Genomic DNA, 15,513 nt, shown 5'->3' on the forward strand with positions numbered 1-15,513 from the left:
TCCCTCCGGGAGAGGGACGGGGTGAGGGTATCCGTCCCCGTCCTCCTTCCCCGTGCCCCCACTCGGAGCCACTAACGACCATGCTCGAGCTGCGTGCCTGCATCGATGTCGAGGACCTGGACAAGGCCATCGCGTTCTACACCCAGACGCTCGGATTGAAGCCCGGGCGCCGGAATGGATCCGAGTGGGCAGAGCTGCTCGGAGCCACCTCGCCCATCGACCTGCTCGCCCGGCCGGCCGGGAGCCCGTCCAGCCCCGGGGCCTCCTCCGTGCGCGACTACCGCCGGCACTGGACCTCCGTCCACCTCGACTTCACCGTCACCGACCTCGACGCCGTCGTCCAGCGCGCCCGCGCCGCGGGGGCCTCGCTCGATCGCGACATCCAGGAGCGCAAGTGGGGACGCATGGCCAACCTCGCCGACCCCTTCGGCAATGGCTTCTGCCTCCTCGAGTTCCGCGGCCGCGGCTACGACGAGGTCGTCGGCTCCTGAACGCAGCCCGCCCGCCCGCTGTGCTCGCGGCCTGACGTGCCATCGGGCTCCGGTGAATCCGTTCGGGCCAGCGGGTCCTCTCCATGGAAGACTGCGCCGCCATGCGAGCCGTGCTTCGCTCATCGCTCATCCTCCTGACGCTTGTGCTGTCCACCGCCGCCGGTGCGAACCCTCCGGCTGGCAAGCCCAAGGCCTTCCACGCCCGCGTCCCCGATGAGGCGCGGGTGGAGCGTGTCCTCCAATCCCTGTCCCCGCGCGAGAAGGTGGGGCAGCTGCTCCTCGCCTATCCGCAGGTGGGCAAGGAGAACCCCGTGGAGGTAGGCGGGGTGCTCTTCGTGGGCGGCACGCTCCGCAAGCTCGACGCCGCGAAGGAGCGCATCCGCTCCTCCAGCGCGCGCGCGAGGATTCCTCCCTTCTTCGCGGTGGACATCGAGGGCGGTGGCTTCAACCGGCTCAAGGCGCACCCCTCGCTCAAGGGGCTCCCGCTGGCCCGGGAGATGGCCGTGATGGAGGACGCCGAGGTGGAGGCGTGGGGCGTGCGCGTCGGCAAGGCGATGCGCGAGGTGGGGCTCAACATGAACCTCGCGCCCGTGTTCGACGTGTCCCCCAAGGGCCACATGTTCCGCAACGGGCGCGCGTTCTCCGGGGACCCCGAGGTGGTGAAGCAGAAGGCCACCGCCTTCGCGCGTGGCCTGGCGAAGGCCGGCGTCGTCTCCATCGGCAAACACTTCCCGGGTTATGGGGACCTCGACGCGGACTCGGACCACGAGCAGGCCGTCGCCGATTGGGACGAGGAGCGCGTGCGCCTGGAGGCGGCGGCGTTCCGTGCCGCGGACCGGTACCTGGGCGGGGTGATGCTGTCGAACGTCGTGTACGCGAAGCTCGGAGCGGGGCCGGCCATCCTCGAGCCCGCGCTCGTCTCCATGGCGCACGAGAACGGGTGGATCTCCGTCACCGACGACGTGGCCATCCGCGCGCTCGCCGAGCGCATCGGCGCCGAGCGTGAGGAAGTGGTGCGCCGGGCCTTCCTCGCGGGCAATGATCTCATCCTCACCACCGAGCCGCCGGACTGGTCGGGCGGGCTGGACTACTTCGGCATCCTGACGAAGCTGGCCGGGTCGGAGCCGAAGATGGCCGAGCAGCTGGACGCGGCGGTGCGGCGCGTGCTGCGCATCAAGGACCGGATGGGCCTGCTGGACGGCATGTAGCGAGCCTTCCGGTTTCTTGAGCCCGACGGAGGTTCGGACTGAAGTGCCGGAGTCCATGGCACTGAATTCGAACCCGGTAGCGCCTCACCGGAGCGCCCGTTGGCGGCTCGCGCGCCTGCTGCTGACCAGCCTCCTGCTCGGCGCCTGCGCCACCCGTCCCGGGCATCCTGGCGCTGCGCCTCGCGGAGACTTGCGGCTCGATTCGGAGACCGTCGCCCGCATGCGTTACGCGGGCCTCGTGCGCGGCACGGGTACGGCGGTCTCCTCCACCACGCTGGCCGTGGGCGCCACGCTCGCGCTGGCCACGCCGGTGGTCCTGGCTGTGTACCACCACAACCGGGACAAGGTGCTCGAGCTACAGGAGAGCCTCGCGGAGTGCGCCCGGATGGCCGAGCATCGGGTCAATTCCGATCACTTCGGCGACCGGCCACCCACGCGGGAAGAGTGTGGCGAGGAGTTGGAGGTAGACGGCTGCGCCGAGCCCATCACCCGGGCCATGCTCCTGGGCAGGCAGAAGCACGACCTCGCCCTCGCCTGCGCTCGCGACGTCCTCACCCGGCTCTGGCCCGCCCCCTTCAGCATCGAGCAGCGTTACCGCTACTACCGGGCCAGCAAGATTGTCGCGACCATCAGCCGAGAGAAGGAGCAACAGCTCATCGAGCAGCGTTGTACCGAAGACCTGTGGGGCAGCATCAAGCCCGATATCGTCCTCCATTCGGACTACAACCTGCTCCAGGCCGCCATCATCATCGATCTCAAGTTTCCCTGCCCCCCGTCCAAACCTCCAACTTGGAGGAGATACGGCCCGAAGAGCGCATACCCCAACTCGACTCAAGGGGAAGTCTATAAAAAGGCACTGGGTGGAGAGGTCGTGCTCCTCACTCCAGACGGATATTACTGATGAACCAGCACCTGCCCATCCTTAGAGTGCAGACAGCCAGGGGCTACCCGGTGGCCCGTGACGGCATCGTCATCTGTTTCTTCATGCACCGTTCTCATGGTGCCGTGGCACACGCGCTATGGCGAGCCCTACAGACCTACCGCCGAGCCATCCTTCCCCAGGCCCTGAGTTGGTACGCCGATGACAACGGGGACTGGCAACCACTCGACGAGAAGGGCTGGAAACACATTCGAGAGGAGATCCTCGAACGACGATGGCCGGCGGCTTGTCACATTGACCTGGAGGAGCACTGCGATGCTCCAAGCGGCTACAACTTCGAATACGACGGACTCTGGCTCGACGCTCCGCTGTTCTACGATCAGGACACCACCTGCGCCGTGACCTTCACCCTACCCACTGAATACATGGTGGAGCACGGCCCCGCCCACGTGCGTGCCCTCGCCCTCGAGCTCGCGCGCGAGCTGCCCTTCAGCTTCGGCTATGCCAGCTTCGCACTCGTCGCACCCGACGGGCGATGGTTCGCGGCCCCCAACACCATCGGCGCGCTGCGAGACCGCTATCCTGGCCTGGACATCTATAAGCTCCGGGAGACCAGCAAGGACATCGGTACCAACGCCCGGGGTGCCTACTGGCTCACCTTCCTCGGTCTGCCCCTGCTCGGCCGGCTCGGTGGGCTCGAGGTCCTCCGGCGGCGCCTGCCCTTCCCGGAGGTCTCCCTTCAAACCCTGCCGCCCCTCGAGGGCGAGCGCGTGCTCGTCACCCTCAGCGAGTGGCCCGAGGCCATCGACACCGAGCAGCACGAGCGCCCTTCCCCTCAACTCCTCGCCCTCGGCCACCTGCTCGAACCCCACCTCCACGAGGAGCGCTCCAACTGGTTCTACTTCCTCAACAATAATGACAGACAGGACATGCGCCGGTGGATCCGCCGCTTCTGTCCCTGAGCCTCCCCCACGGGCTCACCGCTTGCGGCGGCGCGTCTAGCGCTAGCACCCAACGCGCAAAAAGGCCGGAACGGGAGACCCGCAGATGACACTGAGTCCCAACCCGATCTCTCCACGCCCGAACTCCTCCAAGCGGCTCACGCGCGTGCTGCTGACCAGCCTCCTGCTCGGCGCCTGCGCCACCCGTCCCGGGCATCCTGGCGCTGCGCCCCGCGGAGACTTGCGGCTCGACTCGGAGACCGTCGCCCGCATGCGTTACGCGGGCCTCGTGCGCGGCACGGGCACGGCGGTCTCCTCCTCCACGCTGGCCGTGGGCGCTACGCTCGTGCTGGCCACGCCGGTGGTCCTGGCTGTGTACCACCACAACCGGGACAAGGTGGTCGAGCTACAGGAGAGCCTCGCGGAGTGCGCCCGGATGGCTGAGCATCGGGTCAACTCCGACCACTTCGGCAACCGGCCTCCCACGCGGGAAGAGTGTGGCGAGGAGTTGGAGGTGGACGGCTCGCGCTCATCATCGACCTCAAGTTTCCTTGCCCCTCATCCAAAGATCCGACGTGGCGCTCGTATGACAAGAGAAGTGCTTATGACGGATTGACCCAAGGGCAGGTCTATCAACAAGCACTGGACGGCAAGGTCTTCATGCTCACACCAAGAGGGTTCTTTTGATGAAGGAGCACATTCCCCATATCCGGGTACGAGCGGACAATGGGTTCCTGGTGGCTCAAGATGGCCTCATTCTCTGCTTCTTCATGCGCCGCTCCCACCAGGAGGTTGCTCCTCTTGCGTGGAGGGCCCTGCAAACGTATCTGCGGGCCATCCCGCCTGGGGCTCTGAGCGGGTACGTCGCTTGCGAGGGGGGACTGCTGCCTCTCGACGAGGAGGGATGGGAAGACATCCGTCAGGACATGCTCGAACGCCCCTGTCCGGTCTCTCGCAGCGTCTATCTACGGGAGCACGTCGAGCAGGTGGGCAGTTACAACTTCGAGTATTACGGCCGCCGGCTCGATGCGCCCATATTCGCCCGCGACGAGTACTCCACCAGCGCCGTGAGCTTCACCTTCCCCACGGGGTACCTGATGGAGCATGGCCCTACCCGCATTCGAGCCCTCGCCCTCGAGCTCGCTCACGAGCTGCCCTTCAGCTTCGGCTACGCCAGCCCCGTTCTCGTCGCGCCCGACTATGGGTGGTACGCAGCTCGCGGCGCGGTTCGAGCACTACGAGACCGCTACCCGGGATTGGATGTCTACGACCTCGAGGAGACCAGCCGGCGCCTCGGAACCCGTGCCCGCGGCGTCTATTGGCTCACCTTCCTCGGCCAGCCGCTGCTCGGCCAGCTCGGCGGGCTCGAGAGCCTGCGGCAGCGGCTTCCCTTCCCGGAAGTGTCCTTCCATTCGCTGGATGATGAGCGTGCACTCCTCACCCTCAACGAATGGCCCGACGCCATCGACACCGAGCAGGAGCCCATTCCACCCCAGTTCCCCGCCCTCGCCCGTCTGCTCGAGCCGTTCATGTACGAGCAGGAGGTCACCGGCTGGTTCTTCCACGATGACAAGGAGGGGATGGAGGACATGCGCCGGTGGATCCGCCGCTTCTGTCCCTGAGCCTCACCGTTTCCGTCGGCGTGTCTCCCGCTCGTAGCTCTTGAGCTTGCGGTACAGCGTGGTCGCGCCGATGTCCAGCTCCTGTGCGGTGCGCGTCCGGTTGCCCCCGTTGTGTGCGAGCACCGCGAGGATGTACTCGCGCTCCACCGCCTCCAGCGTGCGCACCCCTCCCGTCAGCGCCGGCACCGGCAGCGCCGCCCGCACGTCCTCGGGCAGGTCCTCCAGCTCCACCCGCGCCCCCCTCGAGAGCGCCACCACCCGCTCCATCGCGTTGCGCAGCTCGCGCACGTTCCCCGGCCAGTCGTAGCGCTGCAGCTGGTCCGCCACCTCCGCCTCCAGCCCCGGCGCCGAGCGCCCCAGCTGTCTCGCCGCGTCCACCAGGAACACCCGCGCCAGCGGGAGGATGTCCTCGCGCCGCTCCCGCAGTGGCGGCACCGTCAGCTCCACCACGCGCAACCGGTAGTACAGGTCCTTTCGGAAGCGCCCCGCCGCTACCTCCTCGGCCAGTGGCCGGTTCGTCGCCGCCACCACCCGCACGTCGATGGGCCGGTGCGTGTTCTCCCCCACCCGCCGCACCTCCCGCTCCTGCAGCGCCCGCAGCAGCTTCGCCTGCATGCCGAGCGGCATCTCCCCAATCTCATCCAGGAAGAGCGTCCCGCCCGCCGCCGCCTCCAGCAGCCCCACCCGCTCGTGCGTCGCCCCCGTGAAGGCCCCTCGCGCATGGCCGAACAGCTCCGCCTCCAACAGCGACTCGGTGAGCGCCGCGCAGCTGATGGCCACCAGCGGCCCTCCCGCTCGCGCCGACTCCTCGTGCACCAGCCTCGCCACGCGCTCCTTGCCCGTGCCGCTCTCGCCAATGACGAGCACCGTCGCCTCGCTCCTCGCCGCCCGCCGGGCCAGGTCCACCACCCGCCTCATCCCCGGGCTGCGCGCCACCAGCCCTCCCGGCCCCTCCGGCTCGCCCACCACCTGCTCCAGCGCCCTCGTCCGCGCGCGCAGCTTGCGCTCCGTGCGCTTGAGAGCGCTCGCCACCTGGTGCAGCGAGGCGTCCAGCGCCTCCCCCTGGAAGTACGGCAGGTGCTCCTCCAGCTGGCTCCCCCACTCCTCCAGCGTCCGGCCGGCGAAGTGGCAGGCCGCATCCCCCCTCGCCACGCACCGGTCCTCCAGCACGTAGATGGGCCGGCCCGTCACCCGGCTCATGTAGCCGCTGGCGAAGCCACACTGCGTCCAGCACGAGGGCGCCTCCGCCCGCCCCAGGTGCAGCAGGTGCTGCTCCGCTTCATACGAGTACTCGACCGTGGCCCCACCGGGCCCCATCGGATTGTTCTCCTCCGGCCGGACGCGGATCAGCCCCTGCAGCGTGTGGATGAGCGCCCCGGCCGCCTGCCACTCGGCCTCGCCGCTCAACGGGAAGCCGGTGCGCAGCGCCTCCGCCATGCGCCAGCCGTGGGCGAAGCCGAAGCGTGTCAGCACCGCCCTCGCGCCCGTGAGGCCCAGCATCTCCACCAGCTGCTTGCGCATCATCCCCATCGCCACCGCGTCGAGGATGAGCGCCCGCTCGCCCGCGAAGCGCACACCCTCCCGCGGGTCCACCTCTAGCAACGTCTCGATGCTCAGGTCCCTGGCTCGCATGGGTGCCCCTTTCATTTTGGAAGAATGGCCGTGCCCCATGCCAGACGAACCACTCAGTGGCTCAAACGGATACGAGCGATCTCACCGGTCGCGGTGCGCACCCGCAGGGTGTCGTCCATATCCTGCGCGCTCCAGGAAAAGAGGCAGGGGTCCGTCGGAGCGCCATACGGGTTGAGTTCGAGCAACGTGACCGGCCCGTCGCCACCGCGTGGGATGACCAGATCGAAAACGGCTGTCGTCACGTGGCTCCGCGCGGTGAGGAGCGGGAAGAACGTGAGGATCCTCTCTCTCAAGCACTCCAGCGTCTCCTTGGCGTCCAACCCTTCGAAATGGCTGTCATGGTGATACTGCGACACGCCCACCCGCTGCCCCTCCCGGATGAAACAGCGGAACTCCGACTCGGGAGGGATGTCGCACCACCGCCTGAGGAAGATCCACGGGGTATAGGCTGCCCTGAGGCACCGTCGGAGCTCGAAGGCGATTCGCTCGGAACCGTTGGTCAGCAGGTGCACGGCTTGTGCGCCGTTGAAGGCCCGGTTGCGCATCAGCATGCTGGCCAGCGTGTCCTTCGGGCTGCGCGAGCCCAAACGGACGAAGGCGCCTTGGGGAAACCGCTGGAGCGCATCGTCCAAGCGCGCCGTCAACCCCTCGAGGGCCTCCGGGCTGCTCCTTTGGAAGCAATGACCATGGATGCCATTCAGCCTCCCCAGGGCATGGACTTCCGCCCACGAGAGCCGCAGTCCCTGTTGCTCGAAGGACAACCCCGCCAGTCCCTCCGGCCAGTTCTCCAGCCAGGTCTCGGACAAGCCGGCGAGTGGGGCGGGAAACATGTCAGCGGAGCTTGTAGAGGAGGAGTTCCTGGAAGCTGTCAGCGATCACTCCCACGTTCGCATCACCGGGTATCTCGCCCTCCTCCACCTCCCAGTCCTTGACCCAGAACAACACCTTGCCCGTCATCGGGCCCGAGTGGGCCAGCAGGATGAGGTTGCCACCCGGATCATAGGCGATGGCGAGGGTGTCCGCGGGAATACGTCCCTTGAACACCACCGTGTTGTAGTCCAGGAAGTTGGCCTTCTCGCCTTCGTAGATGGAGAGCAGCCGGGAGATTTCGGAAGTCCTCCAATCCTGTCCGCACTCCTGGTCACTCCGCCACGAGATGTCGAACCCGGCCGGCACGGGCCGCCCTCCGTTGTATTCCAGCATGAAGCTGCGGTAGTCCGCCGGGAACGTGACGCCGAGCTGGCGTTCCACGGCGGCGAGCTTCTCTCCCGGCAGTGGGCCTTCGGGTCTCACCAGCTTGATCTTCATTTCCGCGCGCCTTCCCGGACGGAGTCGTCCTGTCGCACATCAGTAGGTCGGGTCCTTCGCCAGCGAAACACCGCCGGAATGAGGGACATTGCCGTGCAGATCGGAGGGAACGAGCTCCATGGTGGTGCCGTCCTTGTCATGGTGCCACGTCCATTTGCCCGGCAGGTCATCTTCGTGGAAGTCACCCACTCCCAACTTCTCCTTCATGGCCTTCCTTGCCCGTTGGAAATCAGCCGCGCGGTCACCGTTCGGGCTCAGCTCGATCTCGACCCGGGCATCGACGGTCCTTCCATCAGGTGACCTGGCCTTGTAGGTGTACTCCGAGAGATGGGGATAGCCCTCCTCGAACTTGATGGGCTTCCCACCGGTCACCGATTCGATCCTGGCGACCTTGTCCTGATGGAGACCCGACTTGCTCGGATCCCAATCCCCGTGGCCCCGCTCGCCATGGACCCAGCCTTCCTTGGGGCTCTGGGTTGCAAACCGGTTGCCCCCCACCGGGCAGCCCTCGATGACGGCGTCCTGGATCTGCTTTCCCTTCTCCGCGGCCCGTTTGGCGCGGATGGCCGCCGCGTCCTTCTTGAGTGCCTGGGTGAGGACCTGCCGGGCCCGGAGCGCGTTGTCCGCGATTCGCTTCCTCAGGTGCAGGATGCGCCTGGCGGCCCGGGTCCCCTTCACGGATTTGCCGATCGCGTCACCCGCGTAGGGCAGCATGGAGATCAGCGAGAGCCCCGCGCCAATCCAATCGCCTTGCGCCGCACTCCGTGCGAGACCAATGGCGTCGCTGATCGGGGTCGGATCGACGATACCGATCGCATCGATCGCCACATCCTTCAACACCTCCTCCAGCTCTTTTCCCAACCTGGCGGCGTCAGCCTCCAAGGTACGGAGCTGCTCCTGGACCTCGGGACTCCGGGCTGAGCTTCCCATGGCACCTCAGTCGGGGGGTTGAAGTTCGGGAAACCAGGTCTGACGGTGCAGGCTGCCGGCAACTTCGTCCCAGACCTTCTGCGAGGTGCGTGCGAACACCTCGTCCCATCTGCGTTCGGGTGGAATCCGGACGTCCTCCAATACGGAGCGGATGGCCGGGTGGCGGTAGAACTCCGGCCCCACCTCGAACATGACCAGGACGAAGCCCGCGATGTCCTCCGGCCGAGCCAACCCGAACCCCCGAGCCCGGCTGATTCCGCCTGAGATCATCTCCATCAGGATGTCGTCGGGAAGGCCGTCGACCAGGGACCGATAGTCGCTCCGGACCACCCGAAGGAGCGCCTGAGGGAGCATCCCGTTCAACATCCGCCTGAGTTGCTCGCCACCGATTTTCAGGGTCACGGGCGCACGCTCCTCGAAGGAGGAAAGCGCGAAAGAGGTTAGTCGGTGTCCGGCTCCAACCCCCCACGGACTCAGAGCCCATCGCTTGCTCCCAACGGTCCCATGCCTTGCAATGAACAGTCCGGAAGAGCGCACCGGGACGGCTCGCCCTCCACAGCCGCGCTCGACATGCCCCCAAGGGGACCCTTTCATTTTGGAAGAAGGGTCATTCGTTTCGACCGGTGCGTCCAGCCCCCCTGCTCCCAAGTCCTCGGATTCCGTGGCCCCCTGGAATGGCCCGGAGTTTGCTGGGTTGTGCAGCCAGGAGGACCCCATGTCGTTCAAACGGGAGACGTTGGAGGACGGCTCGGTCCGGCTGTCGAGCGAGCGGTGCAGCTTCACCTATCACCGGCCGCGCCCGGGCGTGGTGTTCATGCGCATCGTGGGCAACGACAAGGGCGAGTTCGGCACCGCCCCCATGGACGAGCTGCGCGAGGACATCAGCCGCTACGCCCCCATCGAGCTGTTCATCGAGATGGATGAGCTCACCGGCGCCAACCTGCCCGTGCAGGAGGCGTGGACCGCGTGGTTCAGCACGTACCGCCCGGCCCTCAAGAGCGTGAGCATCCTCACGCGCAGCAAGTTCATGCACTTCACCGCCGAGGTGGTGAAGTTCTTCTCCCGCACCGGTGAGCTCATCCGCGTCTACCTCGAGTCGCAGCCCTTCGAGGAGGCGCTGAAGCGCGCGGCGCCCGACTTCCCGGGGCTCGAGGCCGCACGGAAGCTCGGGCCATAATCACGACCCGGAGTCACACCACGCGGCCCCGCATCACATCCACCAGCCACTGCCAGTAGGGCGTGAGGGGATAGCGGAAGGCCACCAGCGCGCCCACCAGCGCCCAGCCCCAGGCCGCCCACCAGAGGCGCGGAGCCGGTGCGGCCGGCGCGGGCCGCTCGGCCGCGAGCACCAGGGCGGGCACCACCAGCGGCAGCACGTGCCAGTAGCCGTGCGAGCGGTCCATGAGGGCCACCAGCGCTCCCGCCACCCCGCAGAGCGCGGACCACACGTACCGGTGACGCAGCAGGTACCCGGACACCCCGAGCGCCAGGAGGAGGAAGGCCGGCGGCGAGGACTTGCCGCGCAGCAGGTGCGAGACGTGCACGGGGTTGTCGGCGGGAATGGTCTCCAGCGTGCCGGAGAGGGCCGCCGCGCTGGCCGCCGCGGTGAGCACGAGCCCCACCGCCACCGCCCCCGACGCGAGCGCCCTGCCCCGCCCGGCGCGCCACGCCGCGAGCAGCGCCCAGAGTCCCACCGGAGCGAACACCAGCGCGCGGAAGTGCACGGCCGCGCACAGGCCCAGCAGCACCACCGCGGTGGCGGCCCGCCCCTCGCGCAGCGCCAGGAGCGCCGCCGTGCCCACGAGCACGTACGCCACGTCGTAGAAGCCGTTGGCCCCCGAGCCCACGAGCCCGGGCAGCAGGAGCAGCGCGCCCCCGGCGAGGGCCCACCGCCCATGCGGCCGCAGCAGCACGAGCCCCAGCACCCCGGCGGCCACCGCCACCGCGAGCCACTGGAGCGTCATCAGCCGGTGCGCCGTCGTGGGCGCGAGGTCCCCCCTGCGCTCCAGCCAGCCCAGCGGCCAGTGCAGGAGCATCCCGAGTGGCGGATACGGCGCGGTGCGGTCGGGAAACAGGCCTTCGTGCGCGGGGCAGGGGAACAGGCCGTGCGCGGCCTCGCCATACGGCTGCCGGTAGATGGCGAAGCCCCGCTCCACGAGCGCCTGCGACTCGGCCATGTGCCGCAGGTGGTCCGTGTAGTGATTCGAGAGCTCTCCCGCCGGCGAAGCCAGGAGCGCCTGCGCGCCCAGCAGCCCCAGCACGAGCAGGGCCACGAGGGCGGTATTGCGGGAGGGCCTGGGCAGCGAGCGCGCCATGGCCCCTCCCTATCAGAAGGCGCAGAAGTACAGGGCCTCGGTGTCCTGGTGGAGGAGCTCGGCCTTGTCGCCGCGCCGCACGGCCACCGTGAAGACGTGCCCCTCGTAGCGGCGGGTGCCGAGCACCACCACCACCGGCCCCTCCTTGCCCAGCTGGAAGGCCGCCTCGGGGCGCGGCACGCCCACCGCGTCCTTGCCGTAGAGGTTCAGCGGCGTCTGCTCACTGCCCTCCATCTCCCCCTTGGACATGGAGTCCGTGCCCACCTTCTTGCCCCCCAGCAGCACGGTGAGCTGTCCGCGCAGCTTGCCCGTCTTCGTCAGCAGGAAGCCGAGCCCCCCGGCCTCGTAGGCCCGCACATCCTTGCTCGCCGCCTTCTTGCCCTTGGGCAGCGGGGCGCCCAGCGTGTTCGCCGGAACCTCCTTCACCGGCAGCGCGGCGAGTCCCTCGGTGCCGCCGGGCGGGAGCACCCAGACGGGGCCCTCGGGCAGCGGCTTCGAGGAGGAGAAGCCGGCCAGGGTGGCCACGTTCCCGTCACACCCGTAGAGCTCGTCCGAGGTGCCCAGGTAGGTGCCCTCGCTCGCCCCCTCGGAGGAGACGAGCCGCACCTTCGTCCCCGCGGGGACGGACTTCCACACGTCGGTGAAGAGCACCACCTGGGCCTTCGGGTGCCTGGGCGTCCAGTACGCCCGGGTCTTCTCCACCTCGGGCTTCACCGTGGCGAAGCCCAGCCACCCGGGCAGCCCCTGCCAGCGCGCCTCCGGCAGGGAAGCGGGAGCCTTGGCCGCCGGGGCCGCCGCCGGCGCCTGCGCCCGAGGCGCCGGAGCCTGGCTCCCATCCGCGAGCGCCACCACCACGAGAACGACGAGAGAGAAGGTGTTCATAGGGGCCGGCAGCCTAACCGCACGGAGCGCCGATATGCCCGCTCTTCCCGTGCGTTACGGGCTCCAACGAGCTCCCAGGCCGGTGGGGGACAGCCGCACCGCGGCGTGACTCAGCGCTTCTCCAGCTCCTCGGGGTGGAAGACGCGCGAGGCCACGCGGTCCAACACCTCGTCACCCCAGACGACGCTCGCCTTCGCCAGCCGCTTCATGTCCTTGGCGAAGGCATTCCCGTCCGGCACCTGCGTGTAGTCGCGGCTCAGGAAGAGGCCCCGGTTCTCCCGCTCGTAGTCCACGGTGCCACCGCCGGTGTCCGTGCCCTCCCGCGCCTCGGCCTGGAAGCCCTCCAGCACGCCCGGCTTCGGCGGCTCCTTGAAGCGGTACACGAGCGCGCTGCACTCCAGCGTCTTCGTGTCCTCGTGGTACTCGAAGTACACCTGCGCCGGGCCCACGGTGATGCCGCCGAAGCCCTGCTCGTTGAGGCCCGGGCTCAGCACCGCCCCCTGCGAGCGCGCGTACCAGCGCAACAGCTCCCGCGCCGACTCGCGCGTCATCACGCCCCCGCTCACAGGCGGAGGCGGGGCCATTCCCACCGCGGACAGAATCCACTGCAACATGGCGCGAGGCTCCGTCAGTTGAACTGGCCGGCGCGGGCCTTGTCGAAGTCCACGCGCTGCGGCAGGTACGCATCGCCCAGGCCGTGCGTGCCCGAGATGCCCGAGCCGTGCTCGAAGCGGTGGATGACGGCGCCCTTGCCGCCGTTGCGCGCCCACTCGTCCACGCCCGAGCCGTTGCCCTGGCCGAACCACGTGGGGACGATGTCCTTGTTGTTGACGTAGTGCACGTACTGGGGGCCGTCCGGGAAGTTCGCCGCGGCGCCACCGAAGGTCTCCACCTGCACCTTGCTCAGCAGCTTCTCCACGTCCGCCTTGGACATCCCATCTTCGATGCGCAGCCGGTTGGCCACGTCATTGAGGGCGCGGCTCGTCACCAGGGCGCCCTGGCTGTGGGCGAACAGGTGCACCCCGCGCCCGGCCTTCAGCTCCGAGTAGACGGTGTCCGCCATGGAGTCCACGGCCGGGTTGGTGCCCTTGTCCAGCTTGTCCTTCACGCACTGGGCGAGGTCCGCCACCATGCCCTCGGTGGCGTTGTGGATGCCGACGACCTTGGCCCCGGTCTTGTCGGCGATCGCCTGCATGCTGTTGAACTGCTGGTCCTTCGTGTTGGAGATGCCGTTGACGTAGATGAACGTCTCGGTGGGGTTGGGGTTGTTGCGCGGGGTGACGCCGGGGATGTCCTTCAGCGGCGTGCCCGGGGGGAACGTCTGGCCGCCCGCGCCCACCAGGTGCCCGTCGTACACGCGGTCCGGCTTCGAGCCGCCCAGCAGCTGGTTGTTCAGCGACCGGAGCTTGTTGGAGGCCTTGTCCTCGAAGCCGTCCACGAACTGGCCCACGCGCTGGGTGGTGTCGGCCACCTTGTCGGTGACCGTGTTGGCCACCTGCTGCGTCTTCTCGACGGCGTTCTGCGCGCCAGTGCGCACGGTGTTGAAGAGGTTACGGCCGCGCTCGATGATGCTCATGGGGGCTCCGGCGGAAGGGCTCGGGAAAATCCGTTGAGGGATTATCGCGATCAGGAGGGCGGGAGTTGCGTTCCGGGCCCCTGACGCCTCGCGTCACACGGCCGCGTCGATGGCGCGGCGGACGCGGGCCCAGTCGAAGTTGTCGGCCGGGTCCGTCTTGCGGCCCGGGGCCACGTCCCGGTGCCCGAGGATGTTCTCCCGGGGCACCATGTAGCGCCGGGCCAGGTACGGCACCAGTTGCTCCAGCGCCTGGTACTGCGCCTCGGTGAAGGGCGTCTGGCCGGTGCCGTCGTTGGTGATTTCGATGCCGATGGAGCGCGCGTTGACGCTGGGCTCCGTCTGGCCATGCAGCGACGAGCGGCCCGCGTGCCACGCCACCATGCTGTCCGGCACGAGCTGGTAGACGGTGCCATCGGGGCCCACGAGGTAGTGCGCGCTCACCCGGTTGGAGCCGCGCACCCAGCGCAGTGTGGCGAGGTCCACCCGGGCGCTGTTGGTGGAGGTGTGGTGCAGGACGATGGCGTCGATGGGCACGCCCCGGCGGGACTCCTGGTTCCGCGAGGGCTTGGACACCACGGGGGGCTTCTTCACGGGCACCAGCGCCTTGAGGAGCGCGGCGCGCGTCCGGGGCCCGTACTCGCCGTCCTGGGTGAGCCGCCAGTCCTTCTGGAAGCGTGTGAGGGCCAGCTTCGTCTTCGGCCCGAAGTCCCCGTCCGCCTTGCCGCTCAGGTACCCGAGCTGGAGCAGCACGGACTGGAGCCGCGACACGTCCGGGCCCCGGGCGCCCTCGGACAGCGGGCCCTCGGGGAGCGGCGGGGTTCCAGAGGAGGAGGCGGCGCTGCCCGAGGCGCCCAGAGCGGAGGCATTCGACGTGGCCATACCGGGGATTATCGCCCCCGGCCCGACCCCGCCGCCCTCCGGGCCCGGCCGGACCTCCAGTAGCCAACACCTCCTCGCGACAGAGGGACGCTCTGTCGTCTCCCGGACGTCCGGCGGGGCCCCTGACCGCCCTTCCGCCTGGTCCCGTTGGACGGTCCTTTCCGGATTTCGTATGTTGGTTCAACTTCATGAACGCGCGCTCAACCAGCCCCCGGAGCAAGCCCCAGTCCATGCGGATGCGGATGAAGGAGGAGGCGCGGGCCGCCATCCTCGACGCCGCCGAGCAGGTGCTGGCCGAGCAGGGACAGGCCGCGCGCATGGACGACATCGCCGCGCGCGTGGGCGTCTCCGTGGGGACGCTCTACAACTACTTCGAGGACCGGCAGCAGCTCCTCACGGCCCTGCGGGAGCAGCGCGGGCGCGAGCTGCTGGCCCTGCTCGACGCGGAGCTGGAGCGCACCCTCCCGCTGCCCTACCGCGCGCGGCTGCACGGCTTCCTGCGCTGCATCCTCGAGTACTCCCAGACGCACTTCCGGCTGTTCTCCCTGCTGCTGGAGGACTCGGTGCGGCGCGATGCCTCCCGGGAGGAGGAGCTGGAGCGCCACCTGGCCATGTGGCGCGAAGCCGCCCTGCGCCTCGAGCACCTCGGCCAACAAGGCATCCGGGAAGGCGCCCTCCGGCCCGAGGATGCCCCCCACTACCCCGCGCTGTTGCTGGACATGATGCACGGCCTCGTCGTGCGCCAGCTCCTCGCGAAGCAGCCCGCGCCCTCAGACGAGCTGCTCGCGCCCCTGCTGCGGTGCTTCCTGGAAGGCGCCGCCCCGCGCTGAGCCGCCCCCCCTTCTTCGC

The 15,513-nt window shown here is 68.7% G+C and carries 18 protein-coding genes; 8 read left to right on the forward strand and 10 right to left on the reverse strand.

Annotated elements, in window-relative coordinates; all coding sequences use genetic code 11:
* Positions 1-80 precede the first annotated feature (80 nt).
* The 6 genes from VFZ09_RS13810 (at position 81) to VFZ09_RS13835 (ending at position 5,142) form a co-directional block, all read left to right on the forward strand.
* Positions 81-491 carry a VOC family protein gene (locus tag VFZ09_RS13810; RefSeq protein WP_329728020.1) on the forward strand — a complete coding sequence of 137 codons (411 nt, stop codon included), beginning with the start codon at positions 81-83 and terminating at the stop codon, positions 489-491.
* 101 nt (positions 492-592) lie between these two features.
* A complete protein-coding gene (locus VFZ09_RS13815) occupies positions 593-1,699 on the forward strand; it encodes a glycoside hydrolase family 3 N-terminal domain-containing protein (RefSeq protein WP_329728021.1) in 1,107 nt (368 codons plus the stop codon).
* Between the two features lie 55 nt (positions 1,700-1,754).
* A complete protein-coding gene (locus tag VFZ09_RS13820) occupies positions 1,755-2,600 on the forward strand; it encodes a hypothetical protein (protein WP_329728022.1) in 846 nt (281 codons plus the stop codon).
* Positions 2,600-3,541: a type VI immunity family protein gene (locus VFZ09_RS13825; protein WP_329728023.1), complete on the forward strand. Its 942-nt coding sequence runs from the start codon at positions 2,600-2,602 to the stop codon at positions 3,539-3,541. The genes VFZ09_RS13820 and VFZ09_RS13825 overlap by 1 nt, the downstream gene beginning before the upstream one ends.
* Positions 3,542-3,626: 85 nt before the next feature.
* On the forward strand, positions 3,627-4,136 hold the full coding sequence (locus VFZ09_RS13830) for a hypothetical protein (protein ID WP_329728024.1): 510 nt from the start codon (positions 3,627-3,629) through the stop codon (positions 4,134-4,136).
* 154 nt (positions 4,137-4,290) lie between these two features.
* Positions 4,291-5,142: a DUF3396 domain-containing protein gene (locus tag VFZ09_RS13835; protein ID WP_329728048.1), complete on the forward strand. Its 852-nt coding sequence runs from the start codon at positions 4,291-4,293 to the stop codon at positions 5,140-5,142.
* 3 nt (positions 5,143-5,145) lie between these two features.
* On the opposite strand, the gene VFZ09_RS13840 is transcribed toward VFZ09_RS13835, so the two are convergent.
* The 5 genes from VFZ09_RS13840 to VFZ09_RS13860 are packed head-to-tail and all read right to left on the reverse strand — an operon-like array spanning position 5,146 to position 9,414.
* A complete protein-coding gene (locus VFZ09_RS13840; protein ID WP_329728025.1) occupies positions 5,146-6,774 on the reverse strand; it encodes a sigma-54-dependent Fis family transcriptional regulator in 1,629 nt (542 codons plus the stop codon).
* A gap of 53 nt (positions 6,775-6,827) precedes the next feature.
* The gene (locus VFZ09_RS13845; RefSeq protein WP_329728026.1) at positions 6,828-7,580 is read right to left on the reverse strand and encodes a hypothetical protein; all 753 of its coding nucleotides are present in this window, start codon (positions 7,578-7,580) and stop codon (positions 6,828-6,830) included.
* 25 nt (positions 7,581-7,605) lie between these two features.
* Positions 7,606-8,082, reverse strand: a complete 477-nt coding sequence (locus VFZ09_RS13850; RefSeq protein ID WP_329728027.1) for an SMI1/KNR4 family protein — start codon at positions 8,080-8,082, stop codon at positions 7,606-7,608.
* Between the two features lie 39 nt (positions 8,083-8,121).
* A complete protein-coding gene (locus tag VFZ09_RS13855) occupies positions 8,122-8,964 on the reverse strand; it encodes an HNH endonuclease (RefSeq protein WP_329728028.1) in 843 nt (280 codons plus the stop codon).
* Positions 8,965-9,018: 54 nt separating this feature from the next.
* Positions 9,019-9,414, reverse strand: a complete 396-nt coding sequence (locus VFZ09_RS13860; protein ID WP_329728029.1) for a hypothetical protein — start codon at positions 9,412-9,414, stop codon at positions 9,019-9,021.
* Between the two features lie 313 nt (positions 9,415-9,727).
* Between VFZ09_RS13860 and VFZ09_RS13865 the strand changes: the two genes are divergently transcribed.
* Positions 9,728-10,189 (forward strand): hypothetical protein, encoded by a 462-nt coding sequence (locus VFZ09_RS13865; RefSeq protein WP_329728030.1) that lies wholly within the window; start codon positions 9,728-9,730, stop codon positions 10,187-10,189.
* 13 nt (positions 10,190-10,202) lie between these two features.
* Here the strand turns inward: VFZ09_RS13865 and VFZ09_RS13870 are convergent, their stop codons facing one another.
* The 5 genes from VFZ09_RS13870 to VFZ09_RS13890 form a co-directional block, all read right to left on the reverse strand.
* Positions 10,203-11,327 carry a hypothetical protein gene (locus VFZ09_RS13870; RefSeq protein WP_329728031.1) on the reverse strand — a complete coding sequence of 375 codons (1,125 nt, stop codon included), beginning with the start codon at positions 11,325-11,327 and terminating at the stop codon, positions 10,203-10,205.
* 12 nt (positions 11,328-11,339) lie between these two features.
* Positions 11,340-12,209 (reverse strand): hypothetical protein, encoded by an 870-nt coding sequence (locus tag VFZ09_RS13875; RefSeq protein WP_329728032.1) that lies wholly within the window; start codon positions 12,207-12,209, stop codon positions 11,340-11,342.
* A 110-nt stretch (positions 12,210-12,319) separates the two neighbouring features.
* On the reverse strand, positions 12,320-12,760 hold the full coding sequence (locus tag VFZ09_RS13880; RefSeq protein ID WP_329728049.1) for a type III secretion system chaperone: 441 nt from the start codon (positions 12,758-12,760) through the stop codon (positions 12,320-12,322).
* 77 nt (positions 12,761-12,837) lie between these two features.
* On the reverse strand, positions 12,838-13,785 hold the full coding sequence (locus VFZ09_RS13885) for a hypothetical protein (RefSeq protein ID WP_329728033.1): 948 nt from the start codon (positions 13,783-13,785) through the stop codon (positions 12,838-12,840).
* Between the two features lie 93 nt (positions 13,786-13,878).
* Entirely contained in the window at positions 13,879-14,664 is a 786-nt protein-coding gene (locus tag VFZ09_RS13890) for a peptidoglycan recognition protein family protein (RefSeq protein ID WP_329728034.1), read from the reverse strand.
* A 188-nt stretch (positions 14,665-14,852) separates the two neighbouring features.
* Here VFZ09_RS13890 and VFZ09_RS13895 point away from each other — a divergent pair, with 188 nt between their 5' ends.
* A complete protein-coding gene (locus VFZ09_RS13895) occupies positions 14,853-15,494 on the forward strand; it encodes a TetR/AcrR family transcriptional regulator (RefSeq protein ID WP_329728035.1) in 642 nt (213 codons plus the stop codon).
* Positions 15,495-15,513: the final 19 nt, after the last annotated feature.

Source organism: Archangium sp., assembly GCF_036277355.1.
In the GTDB taxonomy this organism is placed as follows: Bacteria; Myxococcota; Myxococcia; order Myxococcales; family Myxococcaceae; genus Archangium.